This window comes from Methylobacterium oryzisoli, from assembly GCF_046557895.1.
GTDB lineage: Bacteria > Pseudomonadota > Alphaproteobacteria > Rhizobiales > Beijerinckiaceae > Methylobacterium > Methylobacterium oryzisoli.
In genome coordinates, this window is sequence record NZ_JBKIBX010000002.1 from 194,830 (window position 1) to 211,046 (window position 16,217).

The 16,217-nt window shown below is 72.3% G+C and carries 14 protein-coding genes; 9 read left to right on the top strand and 5 right to left on the bottom strand.

Annotated features, from left to right (window positions below):
- Window positions 1-27: 27 nt before the first annotated feature.
- Window positions 28-1,284 (top strand): MFS transporter, encoded by a 1,257-nt coding sequence (locus ACKUB9_RS03280; protein WP_407519359.1) that lies wholly within the window; start codon window positions 28-30, stop codon window positions 1,282-1,284.
- Here ACKUB9_RS03280 and ACKUB9_RS03285 read toward each other — a convergent pair.
- Complete coding sequence (locus tag ACKUB9_RS03285; RefSeq protein ID WP_407519360.1) at window positions 1,214-1,498, bottom strand: BolA family protein; 285 nt, start codon at window positions 1,496-1,498, stop codon at window positions 1,214-1,216. The genes ACKUB9_RS03280 and ACKUB9_RS03285 overlap by 71 nt on opposite strands.
- Window positions 1,499-1,631: 133 nt before the next feature.
- Between ACKUB9_RS03285 and ACKUB9_RS03290 the strand changes: the two genes are divergently transcribed.
- From ACKUB9_RS03290 to rpsD, 5 genes are all read left to right on the top strand, one after another.
- A complete protein-coding gene (locus ACKUB9_RS03290; RefSeq protein ID WP_407519361.1) occupies window positions 1,632-2,294 on the top strand; it encodes a J domain-containing protein in 663 nt (220 codons plus the stop codon).
- Window positions 2,295-2,538: 244 nt separating this feature from the next.
- Window positions 2,539-3,522, top strand: a complete 984-nt coding sequence (cobS, locus tag ACKUB9_RS03295; RefSeq protein ID WP_407519362.1) for a cobaltochelatase subunit CobS — start codon at window positions 2,539-2,541, stop codon at window positions 3,520-3,522.
- A 17-nt stretch (window positions 3,523-3,539) separates the two neighbouring features.
- Window positions 3,540-3,662 carry a hypothetical protein gene (locus tag ACKUB9_RS03300; RefSeq protein ID WP_407519363.1) on the top strand — a complete coding sequence of 41 codons (123 nt, stop codon included), beginning with the start codon at window positions 3,540-3,542 and terminating at the stop codon, window positions 3,660-3,662.
- A gap of 17 nt (window positions 3,663-3,679) precedes the next feature.
- A complete protein-coding gene (gene cobT / locus ACKUB9_RS03305; protein WP_407519364.1) occupies window positions 3,680-5,581 on the top strand; it encodes a cobaltochelatase subunit CobT in 1,902 nt (633 codons plus the stop codon).
- Between the two features lie 206 nt (window positions 5,582-5,787).
- Window positions 5,788-6,405 carry a 30S ribosomal protein S4 gene (rpsD, locus tag ACKUB9_RS03310; RefSeq protein ID WP_238236915.1) on the top strand — a complete coding sequence of 206 codons (618 nt, stop codon included), beginning with the start codon at window positions 5,788-5,790 and terminating at the stop codon, window positions 6,403-6,405.
- A gap of 100 nt (window positions 6,406-6,505) precedes the next feature.
- Here the strand turns inward: rpsD and ACKUB9_RS03315 are convergent, their stop codons facing one another.
- Window positions 6,506-7,318, bottom strand: a complete 813-nt coding sequence (locus ACKUB9_RS03315) for a 3'(2'),5'-bisphosphate nucleotidase CysQ (protein ID WP_407519365.1) — start codon at window positions 7,316-7,318, stop codon at window positions 6,506-6,508.
- A 325-nt stretch (window positions 7,319-7,643) separates the two neighbouring features.
- Here ACKUB9_RS03315 and ACKUB9_RS03320 point away from each other — a divergent pair, with 325 nt between their 5' ends.
- Window positions 7,644-8,165: a DUF6101 family protein gene (locus tag ACKUB9_RS03320; RefSeq protein WP_407519366.1), complete on the top strand. Its 522-nt coding sequence runs from the start codon at window positions 7,644-7,646 to the stop codon at window positions 8,163-8,165.
- Window positions 8,166-8,200: 35 nt separating this feature from the next.
- Here ACKUB9_RS03320 and ubiA read toward each other — a convergent pair whose 3' ends face one another.
- Both ubiA and ACKUB9_RS03330 read right to left on the bottom strand, forming a co-directional pair.
- A complete protein-coding gene (ubiA, locus tag ACKUB9_RS03325) occupies window positions 8,201-9,172 on the bottom strand; it encodes a 4-hydroxybenzoate octaprenyltransferase (protein ID WP_407519367.1) in 972 nt (323 codons plus the stop codon).
- Window positions 9,169-9,636 (bottom strand): hypothetical protein, encoded by a 468-nt coding sequence (locus tag ACKUB9_RS03330; protein WP_407519368.1) that lies wholly within the window; start codon window positions 9,634-9,636, stop codon window positions 9,169-9,171. Before ACKUB9_RS03330 ends, ubiA begins: the two co-directional genes overlap by 4 nt.
- A gap of 224 nt (window positions 9,637-9,860) precedes the next feature.
- On the opposite strand from ACKUB9_RS03330, the gene ACKUB9_RS03335 reads away from it, so the two are divergent.
- The gene (locus tag ACKUB9_RS03335) at window positions 9,861-10,631 is read left to right on the top strand and encodes a 16S rRNA (uracil(1498)-N(3))-methyltransferase (RefSeq protein WP_407519369.1); all 771 of its coding nucleotides are present in this window, start codon (window positions 9,861-9,863) and stop codon (window positions 10,629-10,631) included.
- Between the two features lie 110 nt (window positions 10,632-10,741).
- Window positions 10,742-11,878, top strand: coding sequence for a YbdK family carboxylate-amine ligase (locus ACKUB9_RS03340; protein ID WP_407519370.1), 1,137 nt, complete (start codon window positions 10,742-10,744; stop codon window positions 11,876-11,878).
- 85 nt (window positions 11,879-11,963) lie between these two features.
- Here ACKUB9_RS03340 and ACKUB9_RS03345 read toward each other — a convergent pair whose 3' ends face one another.
- On the bottom strand, window positions 11,964-16,211 hold the full coding sequence (locus ACKUB9_RS03345) for a cadherin-like domain-containing protein (protein WP_407519371.1): 4,248 nt from the start codon (window positions 16,209-16,211) through the stop codon (window positions 11,964-11,966).
- Between the last annotated feature and the right edge of the window lie 6 nt (window positions 16,212-16,217).

Here is a 16,217-nt window from a genome sequence, read left to right on the forward strand (position 1 = left end):
CCGGGCGCGCCGCCCGGCACGCCGGCCGTGACGGCCTTCCTCCTCCTGCTCCTCGCCTACACGATCAGCCAGTTCGACCGCGGCTTCCTGGCCATGGTCGCGCCGGATCTCGGGCGCGACCTCGGCCTCTCGGCCTCCGACCTCGCGCTCCTCTCCGCCGCGTGGTTCCTGGCCTTCGCGGTGGGGCAGGTGCCGAGCGGGCTCTGGCTCGACCGGTTCGGGCCGCGCCGCACGGTGGCGGGCCTGCTGATGCTGGCGGCCTTCGGCACCGCGCTGCTCTGCGCCGCGCAGGGCTTCGCGGCCGGGCTGTTCGCGATGGCGCTGATCGGGTTCGGCTGCGCGCCCGCCCTGATGGGCAGCCTCTACCTGTTCGGGCGGCTCTACCCGCCTGAGCGCTTCGCCATGCTGTCCTCGCTGATGATCGGGCTCGGCACGGCGGGCGACCTGCTCGGCTCGACGCCCCTCGCGCTCGCCACCGAGGCGTTCGGCTGGCGGCCGATCCTCGCCGGGCTCGCCGCGGTCACGGCCCTGAGCGCGCTCCTGATCCTGTGGCTGATCCGCGATCCGCCGCGCCTCCCCGAGCCCGACCGGACCTCGTTTCTGCGGGGCTACCTCACCGTCGCGATGATGCGCCCGCTCTGGCCGCTCTTCCCGGTGGTGTTCGTGAGCTACGCGGTGGTGATCGCCACGCGCTCGCTCTGGGTCGGGTCGTATCTCGGCAGCGTGCACGGCTTCGATGCGCTGGCGCGCGGGCACGGCGCGCTGGCGATGAGCGCCGCCATGGCGCTCGGGGGCATCGCCTACGGGCCGCTGGAGCGGCTGGTGCGCGATCCCAAGACGACCGCCCTCGCCGGCTGCCTCGTCACGGCGCTGGCCTTCGTGGCGCTCGGCCTCCTCGGCGCCGCCTCGGCGCCGCTCGCGGTGGCGCTCCTCGCGCTCATCGGCGGGGCGGGCCTGAGCTACGCCATCCTGATGGCGCATGCCCGGCGCTTCCTGCCCGCCCACCTGCTCGGGCGCGGCGTCTCGTTCATGAACATCCTGTTCATGGGTGGGGCCAGCGCCGCGCAGGGGCTCTCGGCGGCCTTCGTGCTCAACGCCGGCGCCCTCGATCCGGTGAGCCTCTACGGGCGCCTCTTCCTCGCCTTCGGCCTCGTCCTGCTGGCGGCGAGCGCCGTCTACGCCCGCGCCCCGCGGGCGCCGGTGCTCGCCGCCCTCACGCCGGATCCCGGCCCGCCTCCTCCGGCGTCCGCGCCCGGAGCGCCAGGGCGTGCAGGCCGCGCGTGAAGGCGTCGGCGAGCAGCGCGTTGACAATCCGGTGGCGCTCGACGCGGCTCTTACCCTCGAAGGCCGCCGACACCACATCCAGTCGGAAATGGGTTTCCCCGCCCTCCCGCCAGCCGGCATGCCCCGCGTGCTGGTGGGATTCGTCCACGACGCTGAGCGCGGCGGGCCGCAGGCCCTCCTCCAGCGTCGTCCTGATCCAGTCGCTCAATGCCATCCGGATTCGTCCTTTTCCGAGGGCCGGATCCCGCGGGCGCCGCCCGCGCCCGTGTCAATCCGTTCCGTCCGACCTGCGGCATCAGGCCCGACGCCCTTGTGCCCCGGCCGAGCCCCCTCATAATCGCCTGACCATGGATCTCAACTCGCCCCTGTTCGACCGCATCCGCATCAAGCCGACCTGCGAGGACGCCGCGGGCTCGACGGGACCCGCCTGCGAGCGACCGGGCTGCACGCAGCCGGGGCTCCACCGCGCCCCGAAGGGCCGGCGGCAGGAGGGCCAGTACTGGCGCTTCTGCATGGAGCACGTGCGCGAGTACAACGCCTCCTACAATTACTTCGCGGGGATGAACGACGCGGCCGTCCAGGCCTTCCAGAAGGACGCGGTGATCGGCCACCGGCCGACCTGGGCGATGGGCGTGAACGGCGCCGCGCGCGAGGCCGCCAAGCCCGACGGCCAGCCCAACGGGAAGCCCGGCGCCAAGCCCGATGCGGCGAACCGCGACTGGGACTACGTCGATCCCCTCGGCATCCTGCGCGCGGCCGGCGTCGCGCCCGACCGTCCCGGGACGAAGCGGGCGGAGCCGCCGCGCCCGCGGCACACCGCGCCGGTGCGCAAGGCCCTCGACGTGATGGGCCTCGACGAGGGGGCGGATGCCGCCGCCATCAAGGCGCAGTACAAGGTGCTGGTGAAGCGCTTCCACCCGGACGCCAACGGGGGCGACCGCTCCTTCGAGGACCGGCTGCGCGACATCATCCGGGCGCACGACACGCTGCGCGCCGCCGGCCTGTGCTGAGGCGCGCAGGTCTGCACCGGTCGCCGCCGGATCGGCGATGGGTGCCGGGCAGGCACGGAACTCGCATCCGCCCTGCGGATGGCGGGGGTCGAAAAGGATTGCCGGAATCCTATATCAGGGTAGTTGGCACGTTTGCGCCGGCTCCCCCAGAACGATAAGGAAGGCGGCGCCAGCCGGCACCTCCGCGCCGTCGCGACATCCGCAGTGGGCCGCCTCCGTGGCCTCTGCCCCGACGAGGCCCCGTATGCTCTCTGAAGACAGACCAGCCGCCCTTCCGGACATGAAGGTGTCCGTGCGCCAGGTGTTCGGGATCGACTCGAACCTCGAGGTGCCCGCCTTCTCGGAGACCGACGAGCACGTTCCCGACCTCGATCCGGACTACATCTTCGACCGCGACACCACGCTCGCCATCCTGGCCGGCTTCGCCAAGAACCGCCGGGTGATGATCACCGGCTATCACGGCACCGGCAAGTCGACCCATGTCGAGCAGGTGGCGGCGCGCCTCAACTGGCCGTGCGTGCGCATCAACCTCGACAGCCACGTCTCGCGCATCGACCTCGTCGGCAAGGACGCCATCGTCCTCAAGGAGGGCAAGCAGGTCACGGCCTTCCAGGACGGCATCCTGCCCTGGGCACTGCAGAACAACGTCGCCCTCGTGTTCGACGAGTACGACGCGGGCCGTCCCGACGTGATGTTCGTGATCCAGCGCGTGCTGGAGATCTCCGGCCGCCTGACGCTCCTCGACCAGAAGCGCGTGATCCGGCCGCATCCGGGCTTCCGCCTCTTCGCCACCGCCAACACGGTCGGCCTCGGCGACACCTCCGGCCTCTACCACGGCACGCAGCAGATCAACCAGGGCCAGATGGACCGCTGGTCGATCGTCACCACGCTCAACTACCTGCCGCACGACCGCGAGGTCGACATCGTCCTGTCCAAGGCGACGCATTACCGGACCGAGGGCGGGCGCGACATCGTCAACAAGATGGTTCGCGTCGCCGACCTCACCCGCAACGCCTTCGTCAACGGCGACCTCTCGACCGTGATGAGCCCGCGCACGGTGATCACCTGGGCCGAGAACGCCGATATCTTCAACGACATCGGCTTCGCGTTCCGGGTCACCTTCCTCAACAAGTGCGACGAGCTGGAGCGCGCGCTGGTGGCCGAGTTCTACCAGCGCTCCTTCGGCAAGGAGCTGCCGGAGAGCGCGATCAACGTCGCGCTGAGCTGATCCGGCGAGGAGCCCCGATGGCGGATCCGGTCCTGACGGAGAGGCGCGACGAGGCCGATCCCGCCCGGGAGCCGGCCGCCCATGAGCGGGACACATACCTCCTGGATCGCCCCTTCGACCTCGACTCCGTGAAGAAGTAGCCGGAAGACGTAGCCGGATGGCCATCTCCAACCGCAAGCCCGGCGAGAAGCGCGAGCCGGCCGCCGAGCCGCTGAAGCGCTCGCTCGCCGGCACGCTCCGGGCGATCGCCCGCAAGCCCGAGATCGAGGTCACCTTCGCCTCCGACCGGCCGGCGCTCACCGCCGACAAGGCGCGCTTGCCCGAGCCGCCGCGCAAGCTCGGCGCCCAGGAGGTGGCGATCCTGCGCGGCCACGCGGATTCGATGGCGCTGCGCCTCGCCTGCCACGACGCCGCCGTCCACCGCCGCCTCGCCCCCGAGGGTGCCCCGGCGCGGGCGGTGTTCGACGCGGTGGAGCAGGCCCGGGTCGAGGCGATCGGCTCGCGCCGCATGGCGGGCGTGGCCTCCAACCTCACGGCGATGCTGGAGGATCGCTACCACCGCGGCGGCAAGTACGAGGACATCACCGACCGGGCCGACGCGCCGCTCGAGGACGCGGTCGCGCTGATGGTGCGTGAGCGCCTCACCGGCCAGAAGCCGCCCGAGGCCGCCGCCCGCGTCGTCTCGCTGTGGCGCGACTTCATCGAGCAGAGGGCGGGGCGCAACCTCGACGGGCTCCTCGGCAGCATCGAGAACCAGCGCGCCTTCGCCCGCTCGGTGCGCGACCTGCTCTCCTCCCTCGACATGGCGGACGACGCGCCCCTCGATCCCGAGGACGACGAGAGCGAGGACGAGAACGAGGCGCAGGAGAACGAGCAGCAGGCCGGCGAGGGCGAGGCCGAGCAGCAGTCGCAGGGCGACCGGGCCGAGGTCGAGGCCTCGGACGAGGCCTCCGACGACCTCGACGAGGGCGCCACCGAGGCCGCCGACGCGCCCTCGGGCGAGCTGCCGGACGATGCCGAGGACGCGGATTCCGAAGAAGCCTCCGAATCCTGGCGTCCGCCGCCCCAGCGCGTGAACGAGCCCAAGGGGCCGGATTACCGGGTCTACACCGCGAAGTTCGACGAGGTGATCCACGCCGAGGATCTGTGCGACGCCGAGGAACTGACGCGCCTGCGCTCCTACCTCGACAAGCAGCTCGCCCACCTGCAGGGCGTGGTCGGGCGGCTCGCCAACCGGCTGCAGCGGCGCCTCCTCGCCCAGCAGAACCGGGCCTGGGAGTTCGACCTGGAGGAGGGCCAGCTCGACCCGGCCCGCCTGCCCCGCATCGTCATCGACCCGTTCCAGCCCCTCTCCTTCAAGCAGGAGAAGGACACGAATTTTCGCGATACGGTCGTCACGCTCCTCCTCGACAATTCGGGTTCGATGCGCGGGCGCCCGATCACCGTGGCGGCGACCTGCGCCGACATCCTGGCCCGGACGCTGGAGCGCTGCGGCGTCAAGGTCGAGATCCTCGGCTTCACCACGCGGGCCTGGAAGGGCGGGCAGTCGCGCGAATCCTGGCTGCAATCCGGCAAGCCGCCCGCCCCGGGGCGCCTGAACGACCTGCGCCACATCGTCTACAAGGCCGCGGATGCCCCCTGGCGGCGGGCGCGCAAGAACCTCGGCCTGATGATGCGCGAGGGCCTGCTCAAGGAGAACATCGACGGCGAGGCGCTGGACTGGGCGCACAAGCGCCTGCTCGGCCGCCCCGAGCAGCGCCGCATCCTGATGGTGATCTCGGACGGGGCGCCGGTCGACGATTCCACCCTCTCGGTCAATCCAGGCAACTACCTGGAGCGCCACCTGCGCTGGGTGATCGAGGACATCGAGACCCGCTCGCCGGTGGAGTTGCTCGCCATCGGCATCGGCCACGACGTCACCCGCTACTACCGCCGCGCGGTCACGATCATCGACGCGGAGGAACTCGGCGGGGTGATGACCGAGAAGCTCGCGGAGCTGTTCGACGAGGGCGCGGCGGGCGAGCCGATGCCGCGCCGGGCCGCCGGCGCGCGGCGCTGAGGCGCGCCGCGCCCGTCCGCTCACGGCACCCGGCCGTCCTTGACGTTGCCGGCAATCCTCAGTAGACGCGGCGGGTTCGCGGGGCTCGTTTCGGGCCCCGCGGCTTTTTCAGCGCACCCGCGAGCGGTCAACCGGCCGGTCTGTCGTCCCGCGAGGGAAGAGGAGGGCGCGTTCCTCGCACCGTTCAGTTCCCGAGAGGACACGCGATGTCAAAACGAGTTCAGGCGAAGCACAAGCTCGATCGCCGCATGGGCCAGAACATCTGGGGCCGCCCGAAGAGCCCCGTCAACCGGCGCGAGTACGGCCCGGGCCAGCACGGACAGCGCCGCAAGGGCAAGATGTCCGACTTCGGCACGCAGCTGCGCGCCAAGCAGAAGCTCAAGGGCTACTACGCCAACATCACCGAGAAGCAGTTCCGCCGCTACTACGCCGAGGCGATCCGCCTGCGCGGCGATTCGGGCGAGAACCTGATCGGCCTGTTGGAGCGCCGCCTCGACGCGGTGGTGTACCGGTCGAAGTTCGTGGCGACCCCCTTCGCGGCCCGCCAGTTCGTGAACCACGGCCACATCAAGGTGAACGGGCGCCGGGTCAACATCCCGAGCTACCTCGTGAAGCCGGGCGACGTGATCGAGGTCAAGGAAGCCTCCAAGCAGCTCGAAGTCGTGGTCGTGGCCTCGCAGCTCGCCGAGCGCGACGTGCCGGACTACATCGAGGTCGACCACGGCAAGATGACCGCGCGCCTGACCCGGATCCCGGGCCTCTCCGAGGTGCCCTATCCGGTGCACATGGAGCCGAACCAGGTCATCGAGTTCTACTCGCGCTGATCGGCCCAAACCGGCTTCATCTTCGAGGGCGGGTGCTCCCGGCGGGGCGCCCGCCCTTTCCGTTGCTGACCCCTTCGCCCGCCCAGTCTCCTGCCCGCCCTCAGCGCAAGGCGGCGAGGACGTCGGCCTGCACGGCGGCCGGGAGCGCCACGAGTTCACCGTGGATCGGCTCGCGCCGGTTGTAGGCGGGCGGGCGCCCGGCGAGGTCGAGGATCGCGCCCCCGGCCTCCCGCAGGATCAGATCCGCGCCGGCGAGGTCCCAGTCCCGGGCATCCGACGAGATCAGGCCGAGATCGACGCTCCCCTCGGCGACCCGCGCCACCCGCAGCGCCAGCGAGGGGATGCGCTTCACCCGCACGAGCGCGTCGGCCGTGCCGCCGAATCCGAGGCGGCGCTCCAGCTGGTCGACCATCGGCTTGGGACCGGCCACCCGCGCGCCCGCGAGTCCCGCGAGCCCTGAGACCCGGATCGCCTCGCCGTTGCGGAAGGCGCCCTGCCCTGCCGCCGCCTCGTAGACGAGGTCCGGCACCGGCGCGGCCACGAGGCCCAGCACCGGCTCACCGCGCGCCAGCAGCGCCACGGCGATCGACCAGTCGGGATCGCCCGACAGGAAGGCCCGGGTGCCGTCGATCGGATCGACGATCCACACGAGGTCGTGCTCCAGCCGAACGGGATCGTCGCGGGTCTCCTCGGAAAGCCACGCGGCGCGCGGCGTGATCTCGCTCAGGCGCACCTTCAGGAAGGCGTCGACCTCGACGTCGGCCTCCGTCACCGGCGAGCCTCCGGCCTTGTTCCAGATCCGGGCGCTGGTGTGGGCGCCGGGCCGGAAGAACGGCAGGGCGAGGCGCGCCGCCTCCCGGACCGTGGTCCGGACCTGGGCGAGCAGGGCGCGCACGTCGTCGGTGGGGAACATGTCGGATCGCGCGGTTCGAGAGGGATGAGGACGGCCCGCAGCGACGATCCGGGATGATCCGGACGGTCCGGCGCGGGGCGCCTCCCGTTCTAGGCCGCCCGCCGCGTCGCCACAAGGACGCGACCATGCGTCATCTCGGGATGAACGGAAAATGGCCCGCGCCCGGACAAGGAAATATTGAGCATCCGGAGCGGGAGAGGCCCGCCAACCATCGCTTAACGCTGCCTTTTAAGGCGTTCTGAGCCGGCCGGAGGCACATTGGCCTCAACCGCGGACGGTCCGCCAGAGACCGCCGCCTCACGCATACAGGGCGTCGAGCAGAACCATGGTCACGAGACTCCCCGTCCCCCACCGGCAGGCCGTCGCACGCAGCAAGCGGGACGGCCTGCCCAGCCTCCACCGCGGTCCGGTCCAGGTCGAGCCGTCGCCCCTGCCGATCGTCGGCCGCCTGCCGGGCGCGGGCGTGGCCGCCAGCGTCGCGCTGTGCCTGGACAACGATGCCAGCGACGCAGCGGGCGAAGACCGCTTCGCGCTCCTGCTCCTCGACAAGGGCGGCGATCCGCTGATGCGGCTCGGCACCCACGGCGATGCGGACGTGGTGGCGGTGTGGCGCCGGCTCGGCGCCGAGACCGGCCTGCCCCTCCTGGTGATCCAGGAGGACGGGACCACCACCGCGATGGGCGAGCAGGTCGGGCGCGTGAAGCTCGGCGCGGTGCGCATCCGCCGCCGGCACGGGCTTCTGAGCGGCCGGCGGCCGCGCTTCCTCTGCCGCCGCAAGACCGCCCGGCTGCCCCTGAACCCCGCCGTGTACCGCAACGAGGACCGGCTCACCGACGGCCGCGTCTGAGGATCCCGGGCGAGGCGGGCCGGGGGCGAGGCCCCTCAGGCGAGGCCCTGCCAGATCGCGTCGAGGGCGAGCCCCGCGAACAGGATCAGCCCGGCGTCGCGGTTCGACCGAAACAACCGCAGCGCGCCCGCGCCGTCGCGCGCATCGAGGCGCCACACCTGCCACGCGAGATGGGCGGCGAAGGCCGAGGCCCCCAGGATGCCGATCGGACCGACGCCCGACAGGGCCAGCGCGATTCCGATCCCCGCGAGCGCGAGGCCGAAGCAGGCCGCCACCGCCTGCCGCACCCAGGGGCCGAAGAAGCGCGCGGAGGATTTGATGCCGGCGATCTCGTCGTCCTCGATGTCCTGCACGGCGTAGATCGTGTCGTAGCCGACCACCCAGGCGATCGTCCCCGCGTAGAGCCACAATGCCGCGGGATCGAGGCGTCCGGTGAGGGCCACCCAGCCCATCAGCGCCCCCCAGGCGAAGGCGAGGCCGAGCACGAGCTGGGGCACCGGCATCACCCGCTTCATGAACGGGTAGATCGCCACCGGGGCGAGCGAGAACAGGCCGACCACGATGGCGGTGCCGTTGAACTGCAGCAGCACCGCGAGCCCGACCAGCGCCTGGAGCACCAGGAATGCGAGGGCGTGGCGCACCCGCAGGCGCCCCGAGGGGAGCGGGCGCAGCCGCGTGCGCTCGACCCGCGCGTCGAGGTCGCGGTCGGCGATGTCGTTGTAGGTCGAGCCGGCGCCGCGCATCGCCACGGCACCGATCAGGAACAGCACGAGGTGCCAGGGATCCGGCCCCGGCCGCCCCACCGCCACCGCCGCGAGCGCCGCCGACCACCAGCAGGGCAGCAGCAGCAGCCACCAGCCGATCGGGCGCTCGATCCGGGCGAGGCGCAGGTAGGGCCGCAGCGCCTCCGGCGCGTGCCGGTCGACCCAGTGGCCGCGCACCGCGTCGGCGACCGGCCTGTCGGGCCGGCGGGAGGGACCGTTCGTCGTAGGCAGGCCGAGCCTCACAAGGCTCCCTGCGGCAGCTTGAAGCTGCCCGACAGGCCGGGGCCGCCCAGGAGCCCGCCGCCGCTGTTCTGCGCCTGCTCGCGGGCGCGCTTCTCCATCACGACCTGCTGCGAGGCCGCGTTGCAGATCTTGGTGCGCAGGCCGGTCACCTTGGCGTGGTCGGCCTTGAAGCCCTCCGCGAACGAATCCGGGATCGAGCACCAATCCTTGTTGGCGCTGATCCACTTGAGGCCCGTGGTGCCGTTCGCCTGGAGCTTGGTGAACATGCCGCAGGCCTGGGCCGGGGTCATCTTGGCCTTGGCCTGCGAGGCGGCGTTGACCTTGGAGACGATCTCCTTGCGCTCGAGCAGGGTCTTCTGGATCTCGGCGCAATCGGCGCTCTGGGCGTGCGCGCCGCCCGCGATCCCCGCTGTGAGCAGGCTGCCGGCCAGCAGCGCCACGGCTCTCCGGAACATGCGAACCATCCTCATTCCCCTCGTCGGCCCTATCACGGCGGTCCAGGCTGCGCGAAGCGCCGCGGCCGGCCCGGTGCCGGTCATCCCCAAACGGATTCTTGCCGCGCCCGGCTAACGTCCCGGTTCTGCACAGGATTGTGGCGGCTTTGGCGCGGCCCGCGGCCGGATGGGGCTTCGCGGGCGAGAGAGCCTCGGCCGATTGACAGAAAAGCCTCGCTCGGCGAGCAGGGCGCATGGCGGCCTACGAATTCGACGCGCCCCGGCTCTACCTCGACGTACCGATGCGGGCGGACGTGCAGCACAGCCTCGACCGCGCCCAGGCGAATTACCTGCTCGGCGTGCTGCGCCGGGCGCAGGGCGACCGGGTGCTGGTGTTCAACGGGCGCGACGGCGAGTGGGCGGCGGAGATCCGGCCCACCGGCCGCAAGGCCGGCGACCTCGTGCTGCGCGAGCAGACCCGCCCCCAGACCGCGGCGGGCGACCTGCATTACCTGTTCGCCCCCCTGAAGGCCGCCCGGCTCGACTACGTGGCGCAGAAGGCGGTGGAGATGGGCGCGAGCCTGATCCAGCCGGTGATCACCCGGCGCACCCAGGGCGACCGGATCAAGCGCGAGCGTCTGGCCGCCAACGCGATCGAGGCCGCCGAGCAATGCGGCATCCTGACGATCCCGGAGATCCGGGACGCCTTATCCCTGCCGGCCGCCCTCGCGGCCCTGGAGCCCGGGCGCCTGCTGGTGTTCTGCGACGAGGACGCCCCCCTCTCCGATCCCGTCGCGGCCCTGCGGCATGGGGCTGCGGCGCCGGGCGGGAACGGCCCTCCTCCGCTCGCCGTTGTGATCGGACCTGAGGGGGGTTTCACGCCGGAGGAGCGCGCCCTCGTTCTCGATCGCCCGAACACCGTGCGCCTCTCGCTCGGCCCACGCATCCTGCGGGCCGACACGGCGGCGGTCGCCGTGATGGCGCTGGTGCAGGCCGTGCTGGGAGATGGCCGCGCCGGCGGCTGATCGCACGGCGCACGGGAGCCCTCGGTCCATCGACCGCATCGCCTGACAGCCAGCCCTGCGCCGGGTCCGCCCGGCGCGCCGTTCCGTTCCGTGTCCCGAGGTGATCGCGCATGCATGCGGAGTTCGCGTTCTGCATCGAGGAGGACGCCTTTCTCAACGACGCGGCGAAGCGGGACGCGGCCCGCTCCCGCGTGCGGGACTTCCTCGCGCATTGCCGCCGCGATTTCCCGGCGGCGCACCACGACCTGATCGAGCCGCGCGTGATGTGGACCACGCCGCCGCTCGCGGATTTCGGCGAGGCCCGGCGCCGGCTGGAGGCGTTGCGCGGCGGCATCGGCGCGCTCGCGGCGGAACGCGGCCTCGCCGTGATGGCCGCCGGCACCCATCCGATCGCCCTGTGGAGCCGGGTGCGCCCGCGCCAGCAGGGCGCGCAGGACCGGGTGCAGCGCGACCTGCAGATGGTGGGCCACCGCACCGTGGTGTGCGGCCTGTCGGTGCGCATCGCGCTGCCGGAGGGCATGGCGCGGCTCGGGGTGATGAACCGCCTCCAGCCCTTCCTGCCGCTGCTGCTCGCCCTCTCGACCTCCTCGCCGTTCTGGCAGGCGCAGCGCACCGGCCTGATGGGCTACCGGCTCGCGGCCGCGCGGGAGATGCCGCGCAGCGGCCTGCCGCCCTACTTCGCGGACGAGGCCGATCACGCGCGCTACCTCGACGTGCTGATGCGGGCGGGCGCCATCGACGACCTCGCCCACGTCTGGTGGGTGGTCCGCCCGGCGCCGGACGGGACTTCGCTCGACCTGCGCATCGCTGACAGCTGCACGCGGCTCGACGACACCCTCGCCATCGCGGCGCTCGCCCGCTGCCTCGTGCGGCGGCTCGCGCGCGACCCCGACCTCAACCGCGACCTCACGGGCGCCACGCACGCGATCACCGCCGAGAATTGCTGGCGGGCGCAGCGCTACGGCATCCACGGCAGCTTCCTGACCGAGGGCGAGACGGCGGCCCGGCCGGTCAAGGCGGTGCTGGCCGAGGTGCTCTCGCTCGTCGCCGAGGACGCCGCCGCCCTCGGCTGCGCGGCGGAACTCGACCTCGCCCGCTGGATCGTGGCCCGCGGCACCAGCGCCGACCGGCAGCTTGCCCTCTACACCGAGGCGCAGGGGCGCGGCCTCTCCCAGCGCGAGGCCCTGATGGCCGTGGTCGACTGGCTCGCCGCCGAGACGATGGGCACCGCGCCGACCCGGCACTGAGCCGGGTTCCTTCCCCTTGCCGGGTGCGTGGGCGAGGCGGAGGGAGTTCGCGCCAAGCGGGCCTGTCCCGCCTCCTCCGGACGGCTCAGGTCGGGGTCATGCCGAGCGCGCCCGGATGCGCGGTCGGCGCGCCCAGCGCATTCGCATCCGGATGATCCGCGTACCAGGCCGTACGCTCCGCCAGACTTCCCGCCCCCAGTTCGGCGATCAGCGCGCCTGGGCCGGGCGCCCGCCACGCATCCGCGTAAACTCCTTCGATGAGCGCCTGTGCGTGCTCATGAAGACGCGTCCCGTCGCGCAGCGCGAGGTCGTTGGACGTGTCGCCGTCGAGATTGCCCAGAAGTCCCTCGAAGCTGCCGTCGGCACGGCCGGCCCCGGGCGCGACGTCGATGTCCATGTACGTGCCGCGGCCGAGCAGGCCGATGCCGTCCCCCGCTCCGGTGACGAGGCGGTAAGCGTCGTCCGCCGAGCGGTTCACCACGAGATCGTCGAACTCCGCCCGCGCACCGATGGCGAGCTTCAGCAGTCGGCCGTCGACCTCGATCGCGTCGGGCCGCGCCTCGTCGAACAGGATGTCGTGCTCGCCCGAGCGGATGCTGACGGCGGTGAGGAAGCTCACGCCCCCGGTCCCTTCCGCCCGCCCCTCGATCTCGAGCGCGGCTCCGCCGAGGGCGCGGGTGATCAGGAAGTCGCCGGTGGCCTGGAGGTCGTAGCGCAGCCCGTCGAACGTGGCGTAGTGCACGTCGCCCCAGCCGCCGCCGGAGGGCGCCGGATCGACCGTCACGGCGACGCGCGCCGCGGCGGTCCCACCCTGTCCGTCGGCGGCCGTGTAGGAGAAGGCGGCGGGACCGACATAGCCCTGGTCGGGCGTGAAGGTGACGAGGCCCGTGCCGGCGTCCAGGGCGACGCTTCCATGCTCGGCCCGCTCGACGCCGGTGATCCGCAGCACGTCTCCGTCCGGATCGGTGTCGTTGGCGAGCAGCGTCGCGCTCGCCAGGATGAGGGGCCTGTCCTGCCGCGTCGCGGCCGTGTCGTCCTGGGCGAGTGGCGCGTGGTTCACCGGCAGGATGGTGAAGCTCAGCGTCCTGGGCGTGGGATCGAGGTCGATGCCGCCGCTGGCCGTGCCGCCGTCGTCCCGAACCTGGAACGTGAGGCTGGCCTGCCCCGCGCCCGTGCCGCCCACCTGCGGCAGGAACAGGAGCTTGCCGGCGGCGAGATCCGCCGCGGCGATGCTCTGGCCCGCCGAAACGGCCGCGCCGTCGAGGGTCAGGTTCCCGGAGTTCGGCAGCGTGTCGATCACCACGGCCTTCAGGCCATCGGCCGGCGCGTCCTTCGGGTCCGTGAAGCCGAAATCATTCGCCGTGATCGTGACGCTCGCATCCGCGCGCAGCGTGATCGTCGTGTCCGTGCCGGTCGGCGCATCGTTGACCGGAACCGGGGTGACTTGCGTGGTGACCGGCACGGAGGCGAGGCTGCCGTCGTTCAGCGTGAGGCTGATGGTGCGCGCGGCCGTGTCCGGCGCGTCCGAGCCGTTGACGTAGCTCACCGAACGGAGCGCGGCCTGCCACTGCGCCAGGGTCGAGCCGCCCGCCGAGGAGAGCTGGAGGACACCGGTGCCGGCATCGAAGCTGCCATGGATGTCGCCGTAGAGGGCGGTGTCGGGCGCGAAAGCGAGACGGTCCTGACCGGGGACGTAGTGCCCCGAGATCGCCATCGTCGCGGTTGCGAGGGTCTTCGAATCGGGATCGGTCAGCGTGAGGCCGGCATCGACCGGGGTCGGAACCTGCTCCGGGGCGTTCACGGGGCCGCCCGGCATCGTGGCGGTCGGGGCGTCGTCCACCGCGGCGACGGTCACCGTCACCGTCGCGGCGGTGCTCGTCCCGCCCACGCCGTCGCCGACGGTCACCGCGACGCTGCGCGGTGCCGTGCCGGGATCCGCCGCGTTGGTGTTCCGGTAGACGAGCGACCGGACGAGGGTCTGCACCCGCGCGGGCGTCGCGTCGGCATCGAGGCTGACGACGAGGGGGTCGCCGCCGCTGCCCGTCTTCGCGATCGTCCCGACGACGACGCCGTCGACGGACACGCCGCTGCCGACCTGCGTGCCGTTCGAGAGCGCGACGCCGCCGCCGAAGCCGAGAACGTCCTCGCTGGGAATGCCGTTGGCGGTGATCTGCGCCGTCAGGGTGCCGCCGCCGAAATTCGGCGCGTTGTCGTCGCTGACGGTCGCGTCCAGCCCGGCATCGAGCGCGACGGGCGGACCCTTTTCCGTGAAGGTGACGCTGTCGCCGGAGAGATGGTCGATCCGGACCTCCAGCGGAGGCAGGGTGAGGTCGATGAGGGTGACGCTGGAGCCGGTGGCGGCGCGCTGGTAGGCGATGCGGTACTGGTGGCCGTCGTCGGTGAAGGTGGCGCCGTCGGCGAGATCCGTGGTGCCGCCCGCGTCGGTGAAATCGCCGGTGAGGTCGCCCGTGGCGGTCAGGACGGTGATGCGGCGGCCTTGGGCCTGGCCGGCGGCGCGGGCGACGTCGAGCCGGGCGCCGGGGGCGAGGGTGACCGCGCCCTGCACCGCCAGCGTGTCGGCCCTGCCGGTGGCGTCGATGTCCTCGTGAAGGGTGGCGCTCGCCTGAAGGGTGAGGGCGCCGGTGGTGAGGGTCCCGGTGCCGGCGTCGGCATCGCCCGCGGAGAGCAGGCAGGCGCTGGTGAGGCTGCCGGCGACGGTCCCGCTGCCGCCGAGCCGCGCCCCGGCGGCGACCGTGACGGCGGAGGCGGCGGCGAGGCTGCCGTCGACGAGGAGCGTGCCGGCCTGCACGGCGGTGGCGCCGGTATAGGTCTCGGTGCCCGACAGCGTCAGCGCGCCGGTCCCGGACTTCACGAGACCGCCCTGCCCGGAGACGGTGCCGGAGATCGTCGCGGCCTGGGCGACCGCCAGCTCGCCGGCATCGAGCAGGGTGACGTCGCCGGCCACCGCGAGGGTGCCCGCGACGGCGAGCCGGGTCTTGCCGAGCTGGAGCGTGGCGCCTTGATCGATCTGGAGATCGCCCGCCGTCGCGAGGGTGGCCCCGGTCGCGGCGAGGACACCGCCCTCGACCTTGCTCGAGCCCGACAGGTTGCTCGCCCCCGTCAGTGTGAGGCCGCCGGCCTGGAGATCGAAGCCCGCGAAGCTGTTGCTGCCCGCCAAGGTCAGGACGCCGGAGCCGGCCTTGGTGAGCGTCCCGGGGCCGCCGATATCGTTGCGCCACGTGTCGGCGGCGTTGAAGCCGGCGCCCGGCCGCCGGTCGTCCTGGGCCGCCGCCGCGTCCATGGTGACGGTGGTGTCGGCGGCCAGCGCCGCGTAGCCGTCGGCGGCCCGGTACAGGTCGAGCCGCGCCCAGCCGTTGCCGTTGTCCATGACCACGCCCGACGGCAGCGTGGTCGTGCGCAGGATCTCGTCGATCTGAGCGAGGTTGAGATAGGGAAACCGCGTGGCGAGGAGGTAGCCGGCCTCGGTCGGGACGCTCATCGGCTGGCCGCTCGGGGCGACGCTCGGCAGGCCGTAGGTCAGCCGGCGCGTCCAGTTCGCCTGGTTGACCGCGCCGTCGCTGAAGCGGTCGGTCGGGCCGCTGGCCGCCTGCTGGGCGATGGTCTGGCCCGAACTCGCGAGGGCCGTGACCATCGCGCCGCGCACCGAGGCGGCGGAATTGTTGAATCTGGCGCTGTTCGAGACGTTGACGGTCGGGTCGAGGTAGGTGGCGACGGCCCATTCGCCGACCATCCGGCCGGCGATGACGTCGAGGGGATAGTGCACCCCGTTCACGATCCGATGCTCGCCGTACTCGCTGGCGCGCGTCAGGATCTGCTGGTAGCGCTCGGGGAAGATGTAGGCGAGCCAGAGCGACTCCGCGAAGCCCTTGGTGGTGTGGCCGCTCGGCAGGGAGCCGCCGCTGCCGGCGACGGCGGGCCTGATGCTCCTGTCGACCAAGAAGGGCCGCGGGTTGTTGAAGAAGTTCTTGGCCACCGTGGCCTGATTGCCGGCGGCGTCGTTGATCGTCCAGCCGAAGCCGTCGGCATTGCCGTAGGGAAGGCCCCGCGCGGCGAGACCGCCGAGGGCCGGGCCGGCGATTCCGGCGGTGTTGTAGGTGGTGTCATCGGCCCTCGCCGCACTCCGGTCGGCGGGAGAGCTGGCCGCCATGATGTCCCGGACGGCCTGAAGGTTCGCGTCGATGATGTCCTGACGGTTCGTGCGGATATCGGTGAAACCGCTCAGCAGGCTGTTGACGCTCGTCACTCTCGGAAGCGGCGGTGCAACCGCCGCATCGCCGCCCGCCTGCTCCGCTCCCGATCGGCTGTCGGACATTTTCGA

Bases quoted from the DNA above. Each gene is read 5' to 3' on its own strand.
- ACKUB9_RS03285 (WP_407519360.1), bottom strand. From the start codon at position 1,498: ATGGCATTGAGCGACTGGATCAGGACGACGCTGGAGGAGGGCCTGCGG.
- ACKUB9_RS03320 (WP_407519366.1), top strand. From the start codon at position 7,644: ATGGTCACGAGACTCCCCGTCCCCCACCGGCAGGCCGTCGCACGCAGC.
- ACKUB9_RS03335 (WP_407519369.1), top strand. From the start codon at position 9,861: ATGGCGGCCTACGAATTCGACGCGCCCCGGCTCTACCTCGACGTACCG.
- ACKUB9_RS03340 (WP_407519370.1), top strand. From the start codon at position 10,742: ATGCATGCGGAGTTCGCGTTCTGCATCGAGGAGGACGCCTTTCTCAAC.
- ACKUB9_RS03345 (WP_407519371.1), bottom strand. From the start codon at position 16,211: ATGTCCGACAGCCGATCGGGAGCGGAGCAGGCGGGCGGCGATGCGGCG.
- ACKUB9_RS03300 (WP_407519363.1), top strand. From the start codon at position 3,540: ATGGCGGATCCGGTCCTGACGGAGAGGCGCGACGAGGCCGATCCCGCC.
- ACKUB9_RS03290 (WP_407519361.1), top strand. From the start codon at position 1,632: ATGGATCTCAACTCGCCCCTGTTCGACCGCATCCGCATCAAGCCGACC.
- ACKUB9_RS03330 (WP_407519368.1), bottom strand. From the start codon at position 9,636: ATGGTTCGCATGTTCCGGAGAGCCGTGGCGCTGCTGGCCGGCAGCCTG.
- cobT (WP_407519364.1), top strand. From the start codon at position 3,680: ATGGCCATCTCCAACCGCAAGCCCGGCGAGAAGCGCGAGCCGGCCGCC.
- ACKUB9_RS03315 (WP_407519365.1), bottom strand. From the start codon at position 7,318: ATGTTCCCCACCGACGACGTGCGCGCCCTGCTCGCCCAGGTCCGGACC.
- cobS (WP_407519362.1), top strand. From the start codon at position 2,539: ATGCTCTCTGAAGACAGACCAGCCGCCCTTCCGGACATGAAGGTGTCC.
- rpsD (WP_238236915.1), top strand. From the start codon at position 5,788: ATGTCAAAACGAGTTCAGGCGAAGCACAAGCTCGATCGCCGCATGGGC.